Origin of the sequence: Agathobaculum ammoniilyticum, from assembly GCF_025567315.1 — a bacterium.
Lineage (GTDB): Bacteria > Bacillota > Clostridia > Oscillospirales > Butyricicoccaceae > Agathobaculum > Agathobaculum ammoniilyticum.
Window position 1 is genome coordinate 50,061 of the sequence record NZ_JAOQJE010000003.1, and the last position, 19,951, is coordinate 70,011.

20 protein-coding genes and 1 pseudogene are annotated in these 19,951 nt (G+C 57.4%); 8 read left to right on the plus strand and 13 right to left on the minus strand.

Features of this window, described 5'->3' with window-relative positions; genetic code table 11:
• Position 1 precedes the first annotated feature (1 nt).
• Entirely contained in the window at positions 2-826 is an 825-nt protein-coding gene (locus OCV66_RS04245; protein ID WP_107630617.1) for a TraX family protein, read from the minus strand.
• A gap of 123 nt (positions 827-949) precedes the next feature.
• Here OCV66_RS04245 and OCV66_RS04250 point away from each other — a divergent pair, with 123 nt between their 5' ends.
• Complete coding sequence (locus tag OCV66_RS04250; protein WP_147573827.1) at positions 950-1,285, plus strand: arsenate reductase family protein; 336 nt, start codon at positions 950-952, stop codon at positions 1,283-1,285.
• A gap of 47 nt (positions 1,286-1,332) precedes the next feature.
• On the opposite strand, the gene OCV66_RS04255 is transcribed toward OCV66_RS04250, so the two are convergent.
• A complete protein-coding gene (locus tag OCV66_RS04255; protein WP_054326240.1) occupies positions 1,333-1,539 on the minus strand; it encodes a helix-turn-helix domain-containing protein in 207 nt (68 codons plus the stop codon).
• 152 nt (positions 1,540-1,691) lie between these two features.
• Here OCV66_RS04255 and OCV66_RS04260 point away from each other — a divergent pair, with 152 nt between their 5' ends.
• The gene (locus OCV66_RS04260) at positions 1,692-1,937 is read left to right on the plus strand and encodes a hypothetical protein (protein WP_107630619.1); all 246 of its coding nucleotides are present in this window, start codon (positions 1,692-1,694) and stop codon (positions 1,935-1,937) included.
• Between the two features lie 14 nt (positions 1,938-1,951).
• On the opposite strand, the gene OCV66_RS04265 is transcribed toward OCV66_RS04260, so the two are convergent.
• From OCV66_RS04265 to lepA, 4 genes are all read right to left on the minus strand, one after another.
• Complete coding sequence (locus OCV66_RS04265) at positions 1,952-3,310, minus strand: PFL family protein (RefSeq protein WP_147573858.1); 1,359 nt, start codon at positions 3,308-3,310, stop codon at positions 1,952-1,954.
• Positions 3,311-3,410: 100 nt separating this feature from the next.
• Positions 3,411-3,680, minus strand: a complete 270-nt coding sequence (locus OCV66_RS04270) for an ACT domain-containing protein (RefSeq protein ID WP_054326238.1) — start codon at positions 3,678-3,680, stop codon at positions 3,411-3,413.
• Between the two features lie 27 nt (positions 3,681-3,707).
• The gene (gene hemW, locus OCV66_RS04275) at positions 3,708-4,862 is read right to left on the minus strand and encodes a radical SAM family heme chaperone HemW (RefSeq protein WP_054326237.1); all 1,155 of its coding nucleotides are present in this window, start codon (positions 4,860-4,862) and stop codon (positions 3,708-3,710) included.
• A complete protein-coding gene (lepA, locus tag OCV66_RS04280) occupies positions 4,859-6,670 on the minus strand; it encodes a translation elongation factor 4 (protein WP_054326236.1) in 1,812 nt (603 codons plus the stop codon). Before lepA ends, hemW begins: the two co-directional genes overlap by 4 nt.
• Before the next feature lie 280 nt (positions 6,671-6,950).
• On the opposite strand from lepA, the gene hrcA reads away from it, so the two are divergent.
• The 4 genes from hrcA (at position 6,951) to dnaJ (ending at position 11,891) form a co-directional block, all read left to right on the plus strand.
• A complete protein-coding gene (gene hrcA, locus OCV66_RS04285; RefSeq protein ID WP_054326235.1) occupies positions 6,951-7,997 on the plus strand; it encodes a heat-inducible transcriptional repressor HrcA in 1,047 nt (348 codons plus the stop codon).
• Between the two features lie 38 nt (positions 7,998-8,035).
• Positions 8,036-8,581 carry a nucleotide exchange factor GrpE gene (gene grpE, locus OCV66_RS04290; protein WP_054326234.1) on the plus strand — a complete coding sequence of 182 codons (546 nt, stop codon included), beginning with the start codon at positions 8,036-8,038 and terminating at the stop codon, positions 8,579-8,581.
• A 238-nt stretch (positions 8,582-8,819) separates the two neighbouring features.
• Positions 8,820-10,667, plus strand: coding sequence for a molecular chaperone DnaK (dnaK, locus tag OCV66_RS04295; protein ID WP_054326233.1), 1,848 nt, complete (start codon positions 8,820-8,822; stop codon positions 10,665-10,667).
• A 75-nt stretch (positions 10,668-10,742) separates the two neighbouring features.
• Positions 10,743-11,891 carry a molecular chaperone DnaJ gene (gene dnaJ, locus OCV66_RS04300; protein WP_147573828.1) on the plus strand — a complete coding sequence of 383 codons (1,149 nt, stop codon included), beginning with the start codon at positions 10,743-10,745 and terminating at the stop codon, positions 11,889-11,891.
• Between the two features lie 89 nt (positions 11,892-11,980).
• On the opposite strand, the gene OCV66_RS04305 is transcribed toward dnaJ, so the two are convergent.
• From OCV66_RS04305 to OCV66_RS04325, 5 genes are all read right to left on the minus strand, one after another.
• Complete coding sequence (locus OCV66_RS04305) at positions 11,981-12,841, minus strand: NAD(P)-dependent oxidoreductase (protein ID WP_107630621.1); 861 nt, start codon at positions 12,839-12,841, stop codon at positions 11,981-11,983.
• Between the two features lie 57 nt (positions 12,842-12,898).
• Positions 12,899-14,266, minus strand: coding sequence for a citrate/2-methylcitrate synthase (locus tag OCV66_RS04310; RefSeq protein WP_054326231.1), 1,368 nt, complete (start codon positions 14,264-14,266; stop codon positions 12,899-12,901).
• Between the two features lie 138 nt (positions 14,267-14,404).
• Positions 14,405-14,911, minus strand: coding sequence for a DUF6773 family protein (locus tag OCV66_RS04315; RefSeq protein WP_147573829.1), 507 nt, complete (start codon positions 14,909-14,911; stop codon positions 14,405-14,407).
• Positions 14,912-15,033: 122 nt separating this feature from the next.
• Complete coding sequence (locus OCV66_RS04320; RefSeq protein WP_054326229.1) at positions 15,034-15,231, minus strand: helix-turn-helix transcriptional regulator; 198 nt, start codon at positions 15,229-15,231, stop codon at positions 15,034-15,036.
• A gap of 103 nt (positions 15,232-15,334) precedes the next feature.
• Positions 15,335-16,186 (minus strand): YihY/virulence factor BrkB family protein, encoded by an 852-nt coding sequence (locus OCV66_RS04325; protein ID WP_147573830.1) that lies wholly within the window; start codon positions 16,184-16,186, stop codon positions 15,335-15,337.
• A gap of 131 nt (positions 16,187-16,317) precedes the next feature.
• Here OCV66_RS04325 and OCV66_RS04330 point away from each other — a divergent pair, with 131 nt between their 5' ends.
• Positions 16,318-16,836, plus strand: a complete 519-nt coding sequence (locus tag OCV66_RS04330) for an SLOG family protein (RefSeq protein WP_159068032.1) — start codon at positions 16,318-16,320, stop codon at positions 16,834-16,836.
• 97 nt (positions 16,837-16,933) lie between these two features.
• Here the strand turns inward: OCV66_RS04330 and OCV66_RS04335 are convergent, their stop codons facing one another.
• Complete coding sequence (locus tag OCV66_RS04335) at positions 16,934-18,001, minus strand: branched-chain amino acid aminotransferase (protein WP_107630626.1); 1,068 nt, start codon at positions 17,999-18,001, stop codon at positions 16,934-16,936.
• 176 nt (positions 18,002-18,177) lie between these two features.
• On the opposite strand from OCV66_RS04335, the gene OCV66_RS04340 reads away from it, so the two are divergent.
• Positions 18,178-19,332, plus strand: coding sequence for a polysaccharide deacetylase family protein (locus OCV66_RS04340; protein ID WP_107630627.1), 1,155 nt, complete (start codon positions 18,178-18,180; stop codon positions 19,330-19,332).
• A gap of 108 nt (positions 19,333-19,440) precedes the next feature.
• Here OCV66_RS04340 and OCV66_RS04345 read toward each other — a convergent pair.
• Positions 19,441-19,932, minus strand: a pseudogene (locus OCV66_RS04345) (sigma-70 family RNA polymerase sigma factor); the annotation flags it as partial.
• Positions 19,933-19,951: the final 19 nt, after the last annotated feature.

Here is a 19,951-nt window from a genome sequence, read left to right on the forward strand (position 1 = left end):
GCTACAGCCGCCCCAGCAGCGAGGCCGCTATTGCAAAAATATATACATGCGCCGGATAATAGAGGTAGAAAAGGTACTTCATGCCCCGCCCCCGCTTTCCGTTATACTGCAGAAGGAACGGCAGCGCCAGCCACATGAAGAAAACCGAAGCAACGACCTCCCAGTCAAAAGCAGCCAGGCATTGCAGGGCGAGTACGATCCCCAGGAACACCGTATAGAAAATCGCAAGCGCCCGTTTGTTATTCCGGCAATAATAAAAGCCTATGCCGATCATCACAATCAGTATGCTGCCCTCGCACCAGATCGGACTGGGTACGAAAATGGTTGCCAGTTGCACTGCCAGCGGCGACACCGGCAAAAGCATCTGCACCGGCACAATGGAAAGCAGAAGCGCTGCCATCGCCAGTATGTACAGCGCCGCGAGGCCGTACCTGCGTCCGCGCAGGGCCTTGCGCGTGTTCTCGATCCACCAAAGGTAAATGACGATAACCGCCATAGTCGTAAAAATGCCGTTCATCACAATCATCCCGCCCGGCAGCGGGAAATAGATATTCACTATGGTATTTATAATATACATCAGCACGCCGCCTATGTACAAACGCAGCAGATACTTCCATCGGCTGTGCGTATGGGCAAAGCCCTCGGCCACGAAAAACACAAAAACCGGCGCGGCAATACGGCCGATTAGCGTCAAAATCAGCGGCATATCGGTTAAGGCCGAGCCGAAATAGTGGATATGGTCGATCGTCATAATGACAAGCGCCATGAGCTTGAGCTGGAAGCCGTCCAGCCCCCGCCGCCGCTCCAGTGATACGGATTGTTCCATGTTGATTCCCTTTCCATCGTGTTATTGTTCTGTATAAATAATACAATAATGCAATTGTTTTGTCAACCCTTGTTTTATCCGGCTGCTTTTGTTATAATAGCAGACAAAAAGGAGAGCGGCGAAATGAATATTCAGATTTTCGGCAAGAACAAATGCTTTGACACCAAAAAGGCCCAGCGGTGGTTCAAGGAGCGCGGCATTAAATTCCAAATGATCGATCTGGCGCAGAAAGGCATGTCCCGCGGCGAGCTGGACAGCGTTTTGAAGGCGGTCGGCGGGCTGGATACACTGCTCGACGAAAAAAGCAGGGGCTATGCCGCCCTCGCCTATCTCGCATATGAAGAGGACAAAAAAGAAAAGCTGCTCGAGGACGGGACGCTGATGAAAACGCCGGTCGTGCGCAACGGTCGGCAGGCGACGGTGGGATACCAGCCCGAGGTCTGGGCATCGTGGGAATGAGAGAAAGCTATTATATAAAAGACCTGTTCCGGTCGGAACAGGTCTTTTTAATCATCTACATATTCAAAAATATCTTCCACCCTGCAATGAAATGCTTTGCACAACGCTTCAATCTGTGCAATTTCAATCCGCTTTATGTCCTCATAGTACAAGTTTGAAATCGTATTGGGACGGATACCTGTTATCTCAGAGAGTTGCTTCATGGACATTTTATGTTCCCCTAAAAGGTTGGAAACCTTTATCTTAATCGGCATAAAATCACCTCTTTATAATCAAAATCTTAGCATTAAAAGTTACTTTTTTCAATTATTACGCCCATATATATCTTTTATAGTTTTATTATAACTTGACAAGTTATTTTATGCGTTATATAATAACTTCAAAAGATATGCAAAGGGGTGTTTTTATGTTCCACAAACCAACTATCGCAGAGCTGGAAGAAGAACTGCACCAGTTGACCGATGATCTACTAATCGATTTATTCCTCTGCGACCTGCTTGTGCATTATCCGGCCGATCCCGCGGCGGACAACCACACGTTTCTCGCGGCGGTATCCCGCACCGGCTGCTTCTTAAAGCAGCACAGCACGGATCTAAGCGCCGCGGGCCGTTTTCTGCTCGAACGCGCAAAGGAAAACGCCGCATCGGCCTGATGCGGCGTTTCGTTTTAGTTTTTCAAGCTCTGGATGGGCGCCGGAATGCGGCCGCCGCGGTGGATGAACCTCGCGGGCGAGCCGGTGGCGATCGGCATGATGGGCGCGCTACCCAGCAGGCCGCCGAACTCCACCATATCCCCCACCTTTTTGCCAATGGCCGGAATGACGCGCACGGCGGTCGTCTTGGAGTTGACAACGCCGATGGCGATTTCATCCGCGATCAGGCCGGAAATGACCTCGGCGGTCGTGTCGCCGGGTACGGCGACCATGTCGATGCCGACCGAGCAGACCGCAGTCATGGCTTCGAGCTTCTCAAGCGTGAGTGCGCCCGCCTGCGCGGCGGCGATCATGCCCTCGTCCTCGGACACCGGAATAAACGCGCCCGACAGCCCGCCGACGCTGGACGACGCCATCACGCCGCCCTTTTTGACCGCGTCGTTGAGCATCGCCAGGATAGCAGTCGTACCGCAGCAGCCGCAGACCTCCAGTCCGACCTCTTCGAGGATGCGCGCGACCGAGTCACCGATTGCCGGCGTCGGCGCGAGCGACAGGTCTACAATGCCGAACGGCACGCCTAAGCGCTGGCTCGCCAGCGTGCCGACAAGCTGGCCCATGCGGGTAATCTTGAACGCGGTCTTTTTAATGACTTCAGCCACCTCGTTAATCGGGCAGTCGCCTGCGCGTCGGATAGCCGACTGCACCACGCCCGGGCCGGATACGCCGACATTGATAACGGTTTCCGGCTCGCCGATGCCATGGAACGCACCCGCCATGAACGGGTTGTCGTCCACCGCGTTGGCGAATACGACCAGCTTGGAGCAACCCATGGATTCGTTGTCCTTTGTCAGCTCGGCGGTCTGCTTGATGATACGCCCCATCAGCGCAATGGCGTCCAGATTGACGCCCGCCTTGGTCGAGGCCACGTTGACCGACGAGCAGACCAGACTGGTCTCAGCCAGCGCCTCGGGTATGGAATTGATGAGGATCTCGTCGCCCTTGGCAAAACCTTTCTGCACCAGCGCGGAAAAACCGCCGACAAAGTTGACGCCGGTAGCCGACGCAGCGCGGTCGAGCGCCCTGGCCAGCGGCACATAGCTGTCCGCATCCGTCACTGCGCCGATCATCGCGATCGGGGTGACCGAAATACGCTTGTTGATGATCGGGATACCCAGCTCGCGCTCGATCTGCTCGCCGGTCGCGACCAGCTTTTCCGCGCGGCGGGTGATTTTGTCATACACCTTGTCCGCCAGCACATGGATGTCGCTGCTGGCCAGGTCGCGCAGCGAAATGCCCATCGTGATCGTGCGGATGTCGAGGTGCTCCTCCTCTATCATCTTGATGGTTTCCAGTATATCTTTTGTGTTGATCATTGACATAATAATAGTCCTCGTATTTACCCATAACAGGATATTTTTTCTTCCGCACGCACTCTTCCCGCGCGCAGCGCCGTTTGGCGGAAAATGTCGTTTTTTATATTTTGTGCATCGCGTCGAAGATATCCTCATGCATGGTATGGATCTTCATGCCAAGCGTTTCTCCGTCCTGATCGAGCAGGTCGGCCAGCGCGGTGAAATCCACCGTACACTGATCGATATTCACCAGCATGACCATGGCGAACATATCCTCCATAACATTCTGCGAAATATCGACAATATTCACCCGATGCCTGTACAGCGTGTCGGATATCTTAGCGATAATGCCCGTGCGGTCCTTACCGACCACCGTGATAACTGCGCGCATGTTTTATTCCTCCAAAAAATTAATTGATTATTGTTCCCCCATGTCCGGCTGGCCAGCCGCGACAATGGTGTTGATAATACTGTTGGATACCAGGAACCCCTTTTCGGTCAGGTACCAGCGCGTACCCTGATGGGCGACCAGCTCGTTTCCCATCAGGCCGCGGAACGCTTCCTCATAGGGTGTGGAGTCGATGTTATACCGTTTCTCCAAATCGAGGAAGTCCACCCCGTCCGAGGTACGCAGGCGTACCATCAGGTATTCGCCCTGCCGCTGGAACGTCGGCACCTCGTCCTCGTCCCGCAGGATATCCTCGCCGCTTATGTAGGCCTTGATGTCGCGCGCGAACTCGAACCGGCGCCCGTTCATAAACGAATGCGCGCCCGGCCCCAGCCCCAGATACTCGGACAGGTCCCAGTATTTCTGATTGTGGCGCGACCGAAAGCCCGGACGGGCGAAGTTGGATATTTCATAATGCTCAAAGCCGTCCTTGCGGAGCAGCTCGCACATGGCGAGATAGGTGTCCGCCTGCGCGTCGTCATCGGGCAGAGTCGGGTTTTCGCGCCCCATCGGCGTGGCCGGTTCGAGCTTCAGCCCGTAGCAGGACAGATGCTTCGGACCGAGCGCAAGGCACTGCTCCACCGAGTCGAGAAACCGCTCCTGCGTCTGCCCGGGCAGGCCGTACATCAGGTCCAGACTGATATTGGAAAAACCTTTCTCCCGCGCCAGGTCAACCGCATCCTTCGCCTGCTGGAACGTATGGAGGCGGCCGATGGCCTTCAGTTCGTCGTCATGTGCGGACTGCACACCGAACGACAGCCGGTTCACGCCCTGCTTTTTCATCATTTCCAGCATTTTTTTATCCGTGCTTTCCGGATTGCACTCGACCGTGATCTCCGCGTCATCCGCAAGGGGAAACTTGTTCCGCACCTCCTGCAGGATGCGGCCGAGGTATTTCGGCCCCAGGCATGTCGGCGTGCCGCCGCCGATATAGACCGTATCCACCGTGTAGCCGCTGCACAGCGCGCCGTAGGAGCGGATATGGGTCAGCAGCGCCGAAACATAGTCTTTCATCAGTTCCTTGTCCGGCACGGAGTAAAAATCACAGTAGCCGCATTTCTGCACGCAGAACGGGATATGCAGGTACAGGCCGAGCGGCTTGTTTCGATAACTAAATTTACTCATGATTCCTCGTCCAGCTTGAGCACCGCCATGAACGCCTCGGTCGGGATCTGCACCGTACCGAGCGAACGCATCTTCTTTTTACCTTCCTTCTGCTTTTCCAGCAGCTTCTTCTTGCGGGTGATATCGCCGCCGTAGCACTTGGCGAGTACATCCTTACGCATCGCCTTGACCGTTTCGCGCGCAATCACCTTGCCACCGATCGCGGCCTGGATAGGCACCTCGAACAGCTGGCGCGGGATATTCTCCTTGAGCTTTTCACAGATGCGGCGCGCGCGGCCGTAGGCCTTCTCGCGGTGGGCAATAAAGGAAAGCGCGTCCACCTGGTCGCCGTTGAGCAGCATGTCCACCTTTACCAGGTCGCTCGGCCGGTAGTCGAGCAGCTCATAGTCAAGCGAAGCGTAGCCTTTGGTGCGCGCCTTAAGCGCGTCGAAAAAGTCGTAGATGATTTCATTGATCGGCATTTCGTAGTGCAGTTCGACCAGGTTGGAGTCAAGATACTGCATATCCTTGAACACGCCGCGGCGCTCCTGGCACATGGGCATGATATTGCCGACAAATTCTTGCGGGGTCATAATGGTGGCCTTGACGAACGGCTCGCGCGCCTCGTCGATCAGGCCGGGGTCGGGGTAGTCGTGCGGGTTGTCGCAATGGACAACCGCGCCGTCGGTCCGCACGATCTCATACACGACCGAGGGCAGCGTGGTGACCAGGTCGAGGTCGAACTCGCGTTCAAGCCGCTCCTGGATGACCTCCATATGCAGCATGCCGAGGAAACCACAGCGGAAGCCGAAGCCCAGCGCGACCGAGCTTTCCGGCTCGAACGACAGCGCCGCATCGTTGAGTTGGAGCTTTTCCAGCGCGTCGCGCAGGTCGGGGTATTTGGAGCCGTCCTCGGTATAGATGCCGCAGAACACCATGGGCTGCGCCGGACGGTAGCCGGGCAGCGGCTCCGCGGTCGGCCGTCCCGCCTCGGTGACCGTGTCGCCCACACGGGTATCGGACACGGTCTTGATAGACGCGGTAAAGTAGCCGACCTCGCCCGCGCACAGCTCCCGCTGGGGCGACAGGCCGAGCGGCAGCATATAGCCGCATTCGAGTACCTGGAACTCCGCACCCGTGGCCATCATTTTCACCCTCATGCCCGGCCGGATGCTGCCGTCCATCAGCCTCATATAAACAATAACGCCCTTATAGGGGTCGTACTGGCTGTCAAAGATAAGCGCGCGCAGCGGCGCGTCTGCGTCGCCCTGCGGTGCGGGGATGTCGGACACGATGCGTTCGAGTACCGCGTGGATGTTGATATTCATTTTGGCCGAGATCTCCGGACTATCCTCGGCTGGGATACCGATGATGTCCTCGATCTCCTGCTTGACGCGCGGCGCGTCCGCCGCGGGCAGGTCGATCTTGTTGATGACCGGTACAACCTCCAGCCCCGCGTCAATAGCGAGGTAGGTGTTGCCCAGCGTCTGCGCCTCGATCCCCTGTGCCGCATCCACCACCAGCAGCGCGCCCTCGCACGCGGCGAGCGAACGAGAAACCTCATAATTGAAGTCCACATGCCCGGGCGTGTCGATCAGGTTCATCTCATAGGTCTGGCCGTCGTCGGCCTCGTATTCCATGCGCACCGCGCGCGCCTTGATCGTGATGCCGCGCTCGCGCTCCAGATCCATATTGTCAAGCAGTTGTTCCTCCATCTCACGCTGGGACACGGCCTTGCACTGTTCGAGCAGGCGGTCCGCCAGCGTCGACTTGCCGTGGTCGATATGCGCGATGATGGAAAAATTCCGTATTTGCCCGCGATTTTTCACACCGAAAGCTCCTTACCTTTCCTTAATAGCAATATGGAAATATTATACCACGTTTTACGCCGCCCCACAAGCATACTTTTGCACAAGCGGGCCGCCCGCTCCCCTGCTCTTTCCAGCACATTAGCAGTCCCTATCCGGCTGTGACAGCCCGTTTCCTAATCATTTAACAAAATATTCATAAACGAGACTTGACTTTGCCGCTACGCGGTGGTAAATTAGTTTTAGCACTCAGATAGGCGGAGTGCTAACCCGTTTTCACACAGGAAAGGAGTCCGCTCAGGTGGAGCTTTCGGAACGAAAAAAGCAGATCCTCAAGGCCATCATCGGCGATTATATCCGCACAGCCGAGCCAGTCGGCTCCAAGGCACTGACCGAGGGGCATGCGCTTCCGTTTTCCTCCGCCACCATCCGCAACGAGATGAGCGAGCTGGAGGAAATGGGTTTTCTGGAAAAGCCGCATACCTCCGCCGGCCGCATTCCTTCGCCGCAGGGCTACCGTCTGTATGTCGACGAGCTGATGGAGCAGCCGGCTGAAACGCCGGACGACGCCGCGCCGCTGCAGAGCATCCTGCAGACCAAGGTGCGCGAGCTCGACCATTTGATACGCGAGGCGGGCAAGCTGATTTCCAGCCTGACCAATTACGCTTCCGTCGCGATCACCCCCGCTATGACCCAGGCATCCATCCGCCAGTTTGAGATCATCGCCATTGACAAAATGAATTTTGTCATCGTGGTTGTAACCGACTCCGGCTCGGTCAAAAATAAAATGGTGCGGACCATGACCGACGTCACCAAGGACGAGGCCGAGCTTCTCACCTATGTCCTCAACCAGACGCTGACCGGCCTGCCGCTCAGCCACATCACGGCCGAGCGTTTCGATATCGTGCGCAGGGCCGCGGGATTGACCGCCCTTTTGGCCCCCGTGGCCGAATATGTCGCCGAACTGATCGAAGAGCTGGGGGATCAGAAGGTCTTTCTGGACGGGACCAACAAGCTGCTGCGCTTTCCGGAATACAAGGACCTGCACAAAGCGCAGGCGCTGCTTGACTATATGGAGGATGACAGCCGGCACCTGTTGCCTACGACCCGTAAGATTGACGGAATCCAGTTCTTCATCGGGCCGGAAAACGGGGAGAACCCGCTTAGCGATACATCCGCGATTTATGCAAAATACGATATCGGCAAAATCGGTCAGGGCGCGATCGGCATCGTGGGGCCGACCCGCATGGATTACGCCAAGCTGTCCGCGCAACTCAGCCGCTTCGCCAAGGGGCTGAATCAGTTGATTGCCGAGACCTTTTTAGACGAGAAAGACGGAAATCCCTGAACATCGGGATTTTCAGCAAATGGAGGCATGAAAACAATATGAGCAAGAAAAAGCAGTCCGATCCGGCCGAAGCCGAGCAGAAGGCGCCGGAAACCCCGTCCGAGGATGAAACGGCAAAGGCCGCCGCACAGGAGGAACAGGCTGCGCCCGCCGAAAACTGGAAAGCAAAATACGAGGAGCTGAATGACCGCTATCTCCGCATGGCGGCGGAATACGACAACTTCCGCAAGCGCAGCCAGCGTGAGCGCGAGCAGGCGTATACGGACGCGGTCAGCCGCGCGGTGACCGCGCTTCTCCCCACCTATGACAACCTTGAGCGTGCGCTCAAGGCCGAGACCGCGGATGCGGAATACAAAAAGGGCGTGGAACTGACCATGACCCAACTGACCGACAGCCTGAAAGGCCTGAACGTCACCGTGATCGAGGCTTCGGCCGGCACCACGTTCGACCCGAATTTCCACAACGCCGTGATGCATGTCGAAGATGAAGCGCTGGGAGAAAGTGTGATCGCCGAGGTATTCCAGCAGGGCTTCCAGATAGGCGACAAGGTGATCCGGCACGCGATGGTAAAGGTTGCAAACTGAAAACCCTATAGGGGACTTCAAAAGCCCCCTATACGAAAGCAAGTTCCTTTGAAACTTGCTTTCGACACCCGAATGCCGCCGTCTAAGGCGGCTGAATCGAGGAATAAAATCCGAGATACATGCTCTCGGATTTTATGGAACTTTCCGCTTGCGGAAAGTTCCTGATAAACGCGCGCGTCACCGCGCATCCCTGATACAGAGAAAACAATATCGAATCATATAAAGGAGTGCTATCAACATGGGCAAAATCATTGGTATCGACCTTGGTACAACAAATTCCTGCGTATCCGTTATGGAAGGCGGCGAGGCTGTCGTCATCCCCAACGCGGAAGGCGCGCGCACGACTCCGTCGGTAGTCGCGTTCTCCAAGGACGGCGAGCGTATGGTGGGCCAGGTGGCCAAGCGCCAGGCTGTGACCAACGCAGACCGCACGATTATTTCCATCAAGCGCCACATGGGCTCGGACTACCGCGTCAACATTGATGGCAAGCCCTATTCCCCGCAGGAGATCTCCGCAATGATCCTGCAAAAGCTCAAGGCGGACGCGGAAGCCTACCTCGGTCAGCCGGTGACCCAGGCGGTCATCACCGTGCCGGCGTACTTCTCCGACTCCCAGCGCCAGGCGACCAAGGACGCGGGCAAGATCGCGGGTCTTGAGGTTCTGCGCATCATCAACGAGCCGACCGCGGCTGCGCTGGCTTACGGTGTGGATAAGGAAGCCGAGCAGAAGATCATGGTCTACGACCTCGGCGGCGGCACGTTCGACGTTTCCATCCTCGACATCGGCGAGGGCGTGCTCGAAGTGCTGTCCACCGCGGGCGACACCCATCTCGGCGGCGACGACTTCGACCAGCGCATCATCGACTGGATGGTCGCGGAGTTCAAGAAATCCAACGGCATCGACCTGTCCGCCGACAGGATGGCCATGCAGCGCCTGAAGGAGGCGGCGGAAAAGGCTAAGATCGAGTTGTCCGGCATGGCGCAGACCTCGATCAACCAGCCGTATATCACCGCGGACGCGACCGGCCCGAAGCACCTCGAGCTGACGCTGACCCGCGCGAAGTTCAACGAGCTGACCGCCGACCTGGTCGAGCGCACCATGGGTCCGGTACGGCAGGCGATGAGCGATGCCGGCCTGTCCGCCTCCGACCTGTCCAAGGTATTGCTGGTGGGCGGCTCGACCCGCATTCCCGCCGTGCAGGAGGCCGTTAAGGGCATCACCGGCAAGGACGGCTTCAAGGGCATCAATCCGGACGAATGCGTCGCGATTGGCGCGTCCATCCAGGGCGGCGTGCTTGGCGGCGAGGTCAAGGACGTACTGCTGCTCGACGTCACCCCGCTGTCCCTCGGCATTGAGACGCTGGGCGGCGTATGCACCAAGCTGATTGACCGCAACACCACCATTCCCACCAAGAAGAGCCAGATCTTCTCCACCGCAGCCGACAATCAGCCGTCGGTTGAAATCCACGTCCTGCAGGGCGAGCGCGAGATGGCTGCGGGCAACAAGACGCTCGGCCGCTTCACGCTGGACGGTATCGCCCCGGCGCCGCGCGGTGTGCCGCAGATCGAGGTTACCTTTGATATCGATGCGAACGGCATCGTAAACGTATCCGCCAAGGACCTGGGTACGGGCAAGGAGCAGAAGATCACCATTACCGCGTCCACCAATCTCTCGCAGGACGAGATCGACAAGGCCATGCACGAGGCTGAGCAGTACGCGGAACAGGATAAGAAGAACAAGGAAGCGGTCGAGGTGCGCAACAACGCCGAGCAGCTTGTCTTCCAGTCCGAGAAAGCGCTGACCGACCTGGGCGATAAGCTGTCCGCCGATGAAAAGGCCGGCGTACAGGCCGAGATCGACAAGGTTAAGGAGGCGCTCAAGGGTACCGACACCGAGATGATTAAGATGGCGACCGATGGCCTGTCCAAGAGGTTCAGCGATCTGGCGGGTAAGATCTACCAGCAGCAGGCGCCGCAGGGTGACCCGAACATGGGCGGCCAGCCGGGCGCACAGTCCGGCCCGCAGGGCGATTTCGTCGACGCGGACTTCACCGAGGTCAAGGACGACGACGATAAGAACAAGTAATTCCATGCCGCGTGGGGCGGGACGGTCTCCGTTCCGCCCTGCGGCATGTCATTTTCCGTTATTTGAGGGAGCATAATGGCTGACAAAAGAGATTATTACGAGGTACTGGGCGTGCAAAAAGGCGCGAGTGAGGACGAGCTGAAAAAGGCTTACCGCCGCCTGGCCCGCAAGTACCACCCTGATCTGAACAAAGACAATCCCGATGCGGCCGACAAATTCAAAGAGGTCAACGAGGCCTATGAGGTCCTTTCCGACGCGGATAAACGCGCCAAGTATGACCAGTTCGGCTTCGCGGGCGTGGACCCGAGCTACGGAGGCAGCGCGGGAGCGAGCGGCTTCGGCGGGTTCGATATGGGCGACCTCGGCGACTTGTTCGGCTCGTTCTTCGGCGGCGGCTTTGGCGGTGGTCGCTCACAGCGCCGCAATGCGCCGCAGCGCGGCGAATCCATCCGGCAGACGGTCATCCTCTCGTTCGAGGAGGCTGCGTTCGGCTGCGAGAAGGAGATCTCGGTAAACCGCATCGAGTCCTGTGACGAATGCGGCGGCACGGGCGCGGCCAAGGGTACCAGCGCTGAAACCTGCCCGAACTGCCGCGGCACGGGCTCTGTGACCCAGACGCAGCGCACCCCGCTCGGTGTGTTCCAAACGCAAACCGCGTGTCCCAACTGCCGCGGCACCGGCAAGATCATCAAAAAGCCCTGCGCCAAGTGTGGCGGCGCAGGCCGCGTGCGCAAAACGCGCAAGTTCAAGGTAAACATCCCTGCCGGTATCGACGAGGGACAGTCCATCCAGCAGCGCGGACAGGGCAACGCGGGTGTGAACGGCGGGCCGGCGGGCGACCTGTTTGTGACCGTGTCCATCCGGCCGCATCCCATCTTTACCCGCGAGGGGCAGGATGTGTACGTCGAGATCCCGATTTCGTTCGCGCAGGCGGCGCTGGGCGACACGCTTCAGGTGCCGACGATCGACGGGCGCGTGGAATATAAGGTGCCGGAAGGGACGCAGACCGGCACCGTGTTCCGTATGAAAGGCAAGGGTATCCAGAACGTCAGCGGCCGTGGCCGCGGCGATCAGTATGTCCGCGTAAATATCGAAGTGCCGAAAAATCTGTCCGAAAAGCAGAAAAAGCTGCTGCGCGAATTTGAAGAATCCGCGACCGATGAAAATCAGAGCAAGCGCAAGGGCTTCTGGGATAAGGTAAAGGACGCGTTCAGCGAAAAATAACCGACCAGCGCAGGTTGTTCTGGTCGGGTCAGGTTTCCGTACCCCGCGCGGGAAACGGAAAAGAGGGCCGCAGGAGCGGCCCTCTTTTTTCAGCTTTCGCGGTAATGCCGGATCAATGCCTGTGTGCCAAGGTCACCCATGCCTTCCGCTTCCAGATCGCCGTACATGGCGCAGACGCGCTCCAACACCGGCAGCGCGGGTCCGCCCTGCGATTGGGCAATCTTCATATCCTTGATAAAATGCTTGAGGAAAAACCCCGGCGCATAATCCTCTTTTACCATCTTTGGCATCAGGTTCTCCATCTGCCACGAGCCGGCCGCCCCCTTGGAAATGCTGGCGAGCAGCTTATCCGGCTCCAGCCCCGCGTGTTCTGCATAGGCGAGCGCTTCGCACACGCCGGCGATCGTCCCCGAAATCGCAATCTGGTTGGCCATCTTGGTATGCTGTCCCGCGCCGGCCGGACCTTCATAAACGACCTGCTTTCCCATCGCTTCAAACAGCGGCAGGCACGCCTTGTAATCCGCTTCCGCCCCACCAACCATGATGGACAGCGTGCCGTTTTTCGCCCCTGTGTCGCCGCCGGAAACCGGCGCATCCAGCACGCGCAGCCCGCGCTGCTTCCCCTCCTGGGAAATCCGAACCGCAAGCTTCGGATCGGTCGTGGTCATATCGATCAGATAGGCGCCGGCCTTCGCCGCCGCCAGAATGCCCTCCCCGCCGAAATAGACCTGCTCCACATCCTTCGGATAGCCTACCATCGTAATAACCGCATCGCGCCCTTTCGCGCATTCCGCAACGCTGTCGCACCAGCGCACTTCATTTTCGGCAAGGAAATCCGTAAGCTTTGCCTTGGTGCGCGAATAAACCGCGACCTCGTAACCTGCACCCAGCAGGTTGCGCACCATGGAGCGCCCCATCACGCCCACGCCAATAAACCCAACTGTTTTCATCATTTTTCCTCCTTGCGTATATGTGTCTAAAGCGCGGACCGGAATCCGCGCTTTTTCTTACCGTTCCCCAAGGGGGGTATATCCGATTTCCGGTTGTACACAGCGGTAGGCAGGCCGGATAATCTTGTCCGTATTAATCAGCTCCTCCAGCCGGTGCGCGCTCCAGCCGACGATACGCGCCATGGCAAATACAGGCGTGTAAAGCTCTGGCGGAAGCCCCAGCATGGAATACACAAAGCCGGAATAAAAATCCACATTGGCGGAAACGCCTTTGTAAATCTGCCGCTCTTTTGCAATAACCTTGGGTGCCAGCCGCGCAACCGTGGAATAGAGGGCGAAATCCTCATCCCTGCCCTTTTCCTTGGCCAACTGCCCGACGAACGACTTGAACACCTGCGCGCGCGGGTCGGAGATCGAATACACGGCATGCCCCAGGCCATAAATCAGCCCCTTGCGGTCAAACACCTCGCGCCGCAGCAGCTTATCCAGATAATCGGCCACCTGCTCGTCGTCATGGGCATCGGAAACGTTGCGCTTGAGGTCCTCGAACATCTGCACAACCTTATAATTGGCGCCGCCATGCTTAGGCCCTTTCAGCGAGCCGAGCGCCGCCGCGATCGCCGAATAGGTATCCGTTCCCGAAGAGGTGACCACATGCGTGGTAAAGGACGAATTATTACCGCCGCCGTGCTCCATATGCAGCACAAGCGCCAGATCCAGCACACTCGCTTCCAGCGGCGTGTACTGCATGTCCGGACGCAGCATGCGCAAGAAATTGGATGCCGTGGAAAGGCTGTCCGAGGGGTAATGGATGTACATACTACCGCCGCACTCATAGTGATTATAGGCGTGATAGGAATATACCGCGAGCATCGGAAACACGGAAACCAGCATCAGGCATTGGCGCAGCACGTTCGGCAGGCTGATATCATCCGCATAATTGTCGTAGGAAGCCAGCGTCAGCACGCTGCGCGACAGGCTGTTCATCATATCATGCGGCGGCGCTTTCATGATAACATCGCGTGTGAAATTGGTCGGCAGCGTGCGTCCCTGGGCAAGCAGACCCTTGAAGTCGGCAAGCTGGCCCGCGTCCGGCAGCTTGCCGAACAACAGCAGGTAGGCGACCTCCTCGTAGCCTTTGCGCCCCTCCTTCATGAAGCCCTGCACCAGATCATTTATGTTGATGCCCCGGTAGTACAGTTCCCCTTCGCAGGGTACCGTTTCTCCATTGACCTCTTTTTGCGATATGATGTCCGAAATATTGGTCAGCCCTGCCAGTACGCCCTTCCCGCTCAAGTCGCGCAGGCCGCGCTTCACGTCATATTGCTTGTACAGCGCGGGATCGATCCGGCTGTTTGTCCGGCATATCTCCGCCAGCGCCTCCACGCGCGGTGTCACCTCTAAAATGTTGTGGTCTGCCGTCATCTTGTGTCCTCCCCTTTCCAATACATACTACCCGATGTATATATTGTATATGGAAAATCGCAAGCCTGCAACGACATTTCGGTAACAGAGTGTGAAAATTCTGTGAATTTTTACTATAGCAGCATCATAAAGCACCGCTCACTCCTCTTCCGTTCCGGCGCGGCGCCGCTTTGCATATCGGAACGAAGCGTAAGTAAGCAGCAGCACCAATACCGTAGTCAGCGGCACCGTTAACAGCAGTTGCGCAGCAAACACCAGAAGAATAGCCGGCACCCCCATCCCTACCCAGACTGCGCCGGTCGCACATTGGAGTACACAGACTACGACGGAGGCTGCTACTCCCCCCAGCGCCCCCTGCACCAGGTAGTGCTTCCACGGATAACAGTCCGCTTCGGCAAACGCGTTGTCATCCATCATGCCTTTGCGCGCCATCAGTACTATGCAAAAGAGCTGTGCCAGCATCACGACAGCAAATTCCACCAAGTTGACCGCTCCGCCTATCGTTTCGTTCTGTACGCTTATCCCCAGCGCCTGCAGCACCAGATCAGCCAAAATACCAGCCGTCAGGAAATAAAACCCAACTTTATAGATCCGGTTGATCTCCGCAACCACCCGTTCATCTTTTGCTTTGCGAATCAGCTTCATCTTTTCCACCTCCGTATCACAAACTTAAGACGGCTTTTACGATCACAGCCGCCCAAGCCATTCCATTTCCCTGCCGCGCTCGTCCAGCAGTCCCCATCATCCATTGTTTTCTCTGCTCCATCTCAGTTTTCCTCCCAAAATAATTGATCGAGTGTCTTATCCAGCGCCCTGCAGATGGCAATACACAGGTTGAGCGTCGGGTTATAGCCGCCCGCCTCGATCAAACCAATGGTTTGTCGCGTTACACCGACCAGTTCTGCCAGTTCTGCCTGAGACAGATCCTTTTCCACCCGAGCGAGTTTGAGTTTTTTATTTTTCATGCGCTACCCCTCTTTTGCTTTCTTAATTATACGATATATTTTTTATAATGTCAATTATATATTGCATTTTGACAAATAAAAAAGGAGGCGAGTAAACCTCCTTTTATTGAAAATGCTTCTCGGCCTCCATGCGGTACAGCCGCATAATGACTAACGTATGGTTGAGCTGCGGCCCCATCAGCAGGATCATGCTGACGATATACAACCAAAGCATCAAAACGATGATTGCGCCGAGCGAGCCGTACAGCACGGAATAATTGGCCATGTTATCCACATAAAACGAAAACGCCCACGATACCAGCAGCCAAGCGACCAAGGAAAACAGCGCCCCCGGCCATACCTCCTGAAATTTCAGATGAAGGTTGGGGACCACACGGTTGAACAGCATGAGGAATACAAAAATAAACGCAATCATCACCCAAAAGCTCGCGTCATGTGTCAAATCCAGCGCCGCCTGCGGCACTGGCATCAGCCGCGGCAGGATGCGGATGATCGTCCGTCCCGCAACCGCCAGAATAAAGCTGCAAACGACCGATACCAGAAAGCCCGCCGTAATGCCGAACGAGATCAGCACATCGCGCAGGACGCCGCGCTGTACCTCGACATGGTAGATGTCATTGACCGTGCGCATCATGGAGCGGACCGCGCGGGACAAAAAATACAAGGTCAGCACAATGCCGATCAGCATGGGACTGAACGAGGGGGAGTTGGAAAGCTGCGCCAGATAGGAGGTGATCAACTGCTGCAGGCTCTTGGGCAGCAGCTCCAGCACGGGCTGTATGCTCTCGATCGAAATATCGAGCTGTGCCAGAACCGAGTTGACAAACATCAGCAGCGGGAACATGGAAAACAACAGGAAATACGACAGCTCCGCCGCCGCCTGCGGGATCCCGTCCGAAAAAAAACGGTAAACCATCCGTTTTATCAGGTATGCCAGCCGGTTTTGCCCATTCACGACCCCATCCCCCTTTCCTCTAAGGTACTTCTATTGTACCAGCTTTTTTCTGATTTTCAACTTGCGTTTTGGCGGCATCCGGTGTATACTGTCCATAATCAGAACATTTGTTCTCGTCGGAGGGGATGTCCATGGATAGCCTGCGCGGAGAAACCTGTTGTTTTTCCGGATATCGAATCGAAAAAATGCCGTTTCGGACGGACGATTCCCCGGCCGCCAGCGCCTTACGGGAGGCGCTTGACCGGGCAATCCGCCATGCCGCCGGCCAGGGCTATACCCGCTTTCTGTCCGGTATGTCCACCGGTTTTGACCTCTGGGCCGCGGAAGCCGTGCTTCGGACGCGCGCGCAGCTTCCGGTGCAGCTTTTATGCGCGGTCCCGTTTGACGGGCAGGCGTCCCGCTATGCAGCGGAATGGAAGCGCCGGTTCAATCGTTGCCTGCTCGCGGCGGACGGGGTATACTCCCTGTCACGGGAGTATCATACCGGCTGCTATGCCGCACGCAACCAGTTCATGGTGGACGCGGCCTCCCTGCTGATCTGCTTCTTTGACGGACAGCCCGGCGGCACCGCGCAGACCGTGCGCATGGCGCGGCAGCGGGGCCTGCGCATCGTCAACCTTGCGGAACGGCAGCTCTCTCTGCTGGATTGACCGGCGCACGCCGCGCGGACCATGTTTGCTGTAGCACGGCCGTTAAAAAGAGGCTCGGAAATGATTCCGAGCCTCTTTTCACAAATTTATCCTGCGATCAATCAACCTTGACCGTCCAGCCCAGCTCATCCGGCATGGTACCCCACTGGATGCCGGTCAGAGTATTGTACAGCTTATGGGTGATCTCGCCGATCTCACCGTTGTTGATATAGGCAACGTCGCCCTCGTAGCGCAGTTCGCCGACCGGAGAAATGACCGCCGCCGTACCAGTGCCGAACACCTCTTCCAGCTTCCCGTCCTTGGAGGCCTGCATCACGTCCGCGATCGGCAGGCGCTCCTCAGACACCGGAACGCCCCAGTGCTTGAGAAGATCGATGCAGCTCATACGGGTAACGCCCGGCAGGACCGTACCCATACAGGGCGCGGTGTAGACCGTGCCGCCAATCTTGAAGAAGCAGTTCATCGATCCCACTTCCTCCACATATTTATGCTCCACACCGTCCAGCCACAGTGTCTGCTCATAGCCAAGCTCATGCGCCTTTACCTGCGAGATCAGGCTGGCCGCATAGTTGCCGCCGCACTTGGTAAAACCCGTGCCGCCCGGGCAGGCGCGGGTATATTCATCCTCCACAAAGATCTTGACCGGATTGATACCTGTCGAATAATACGCGCCGACCGGCGAACAGATGATGATGAACTGGTGCGTTCTGGACGGGCGCACGCCAAGGTGCGGCTCAGTCGCGATCACGAATGGGCGGATATACAGGCTGGTACCTTCCGCATGCGGCACCCAATCCTTTTCAACCGAAACAATTTCCTTAACCGCCTGCACAAAATCCTCCACCGGCAGGCTCGGCAGGCACATGCGGTGATTGGTGTTAATCATGCGCTGCGCATTTTTGTCCGGCCGGAACAGTTGGATCGAACCATCGGGCGTGCGGTAGGCTTTCATGCCCTCGAACGACTCCATCGCGTAATGCAGGACCATGGCTGCAGGATCGATCTGAAGCGGCTCATACGGTACGATACGCGCGTCGTGCCAGCCCTGCTCCTCATCGTGGTCGATGATCAGCATGTGATCGGTATAATAGACGCCGAAGCCGAGGCTGTTTTCATCCGGCTTGGACTTTTTGTTGGCTGTGAGCTGTTTTTTGATCTGCAGCATGGTGGATTCACTCTTTCTATTTGTTTTTTCTTTTATTATAGCACTTTGCCAAGATAAAGCAAGGCGTTTTTCGATACAAAGGGTGACAAACCCGCCGTGTTTTGATATAATAAGTTCGTATGAATTGCTGAAAGGGGTGACCGCGCATCAAACAGAAATGGAAAAAGCTGCTCAGTGTGCTGCTGTGCGCGGCGCTGGTCCTGTTTACTTGCCCCGTCCCCGCCCGCGCGCTTACGCTGACCGCGGTCAATGATACGCTTCTGCCGCTTGACGACGGCACCATGCCCGCGCGTCTCGGCGGCGAGCTGTATGTGCCGTACAGCGTCTTCACCATGCTTGGCGTTTCCGCTTCGCAGGAGGGCGGCGTGCTGAGTCTCTCTGCAAACGGGGAAACGCTCAGCTTCTCCCCCGACGAGGGATATGTATACGACCAGAACCTGAACAGCTATTCTCCCCCTGCATACCATCGGAACGGAACGGTTTATGTGCCGGTCAAGCTGTGCTGCGGCAAATTCGGCCTGAGCTATTCCACGCTGTCCTTTTCCGGTGAAACCGTACTGCGCGTGACCGACGGTTCGGCGCAAAGCGACTCCTCGTTCACCTCCTCCAATGCAGATTCGATCCAAAGCGCAATCAATACATACAAGGGCGTCACGCCGTCCACTCCATCGGACGGCAGCGGCCAAACGACCGAGCAGCCGGCCGAGCCTCCCATCCCACCGGTTGAAGAAAAACCGACGCAGAAGCCCGCGCGGGTTTACCTGACTTTCTATGGCGCGCCGACCACCAACACCCCCGCCGTGCTGGACGCGCTCCACAGCGCCGGCCGCCTGGCAACGTTTTTCCTTCCCGTGGATGCGTCCACCTGGACGGACGACACCGTGCGCCGCATCGTTGCGGAGGGGCATACCCCCGCACTGCTGCTGAACGCTTCCCCCCAGACCGCGCCCGCCGACCTGGTTGCCAGCCTGACCGCTGCAAACGAGCGTCTGACGCTGCTCACCGGCGTATCCACGCGCATCGTTTCCAACGATACGGGCTGCGTCAAATTGACACAGGCACAGCGCGACGCCCTGATCGGCGCCGGCTACCGGCTGTGGGACTCCACCTTTGACAGCGGGGACGCCACCCAGTCCGCGGCAAGGGCATACGCCACCACCGCCCAGAACTTTGTCTCAACGACTGCGACCGTCGTGGTCCGCCTGCATCACAGCGCCTCCACAGCGCAGACCGTGCGCTCGCTTTCCGCCTATATGTCGAGACAGGGCATCCCCTCGTCCCGCGTCATACTGAGCGCCACACCGATCAACAGCACTTCCGATACCCGATAGCTACCTGCGTATCTGTCATGCAAAACACGGCACAGCTTAAAGCTGTGCCGTGTTCTTTTCCTACCGGACGCCGCTTTGGAACCGCGGCGCGCCTTCCCATCGTTTTTGCTAGATCTGCTTCCTAATGTGGTCGAGCGCTCCCTTTTCCAGACGGGATACCTGCGCCTGCGAAATGTGGATCTCCTCCGCCACCTCCATCTGCGTCCGCCCCTCGAAAAAGCGCAGCCGGATGATGCGTTTCTCCCGCTCACTCAGGCTGTCGATCGCTTCGCGCAGCGCGATGCGGGCGAGCCAGTTCTCATCGGTATTTTTATTGTCTCCCACCTGGTCCATCACACATACCGTGTCCGCGCCGTCATGAAAAACCGGCTCAAACAGGGACACCGGATCAAGAATCGCGTCAAGCGCGAATACCACCTCCTCCTTGGGTACGTCCATCGCCTTGGCCAGCTCCACGATATCCGGCTCGCGCTGGTGCTCGCGCATGAAGGCTTCCTTGGCCTGCAGCGCCTTATAGGCGGTATCCCGAAGGCTGCGGGATACCCGCAGCGCGCTGTTGTCCCGCAGGTAGCGCCGGATTTCCCCTATAATCATCGGCATGAACGTACAAAGGAGAAAA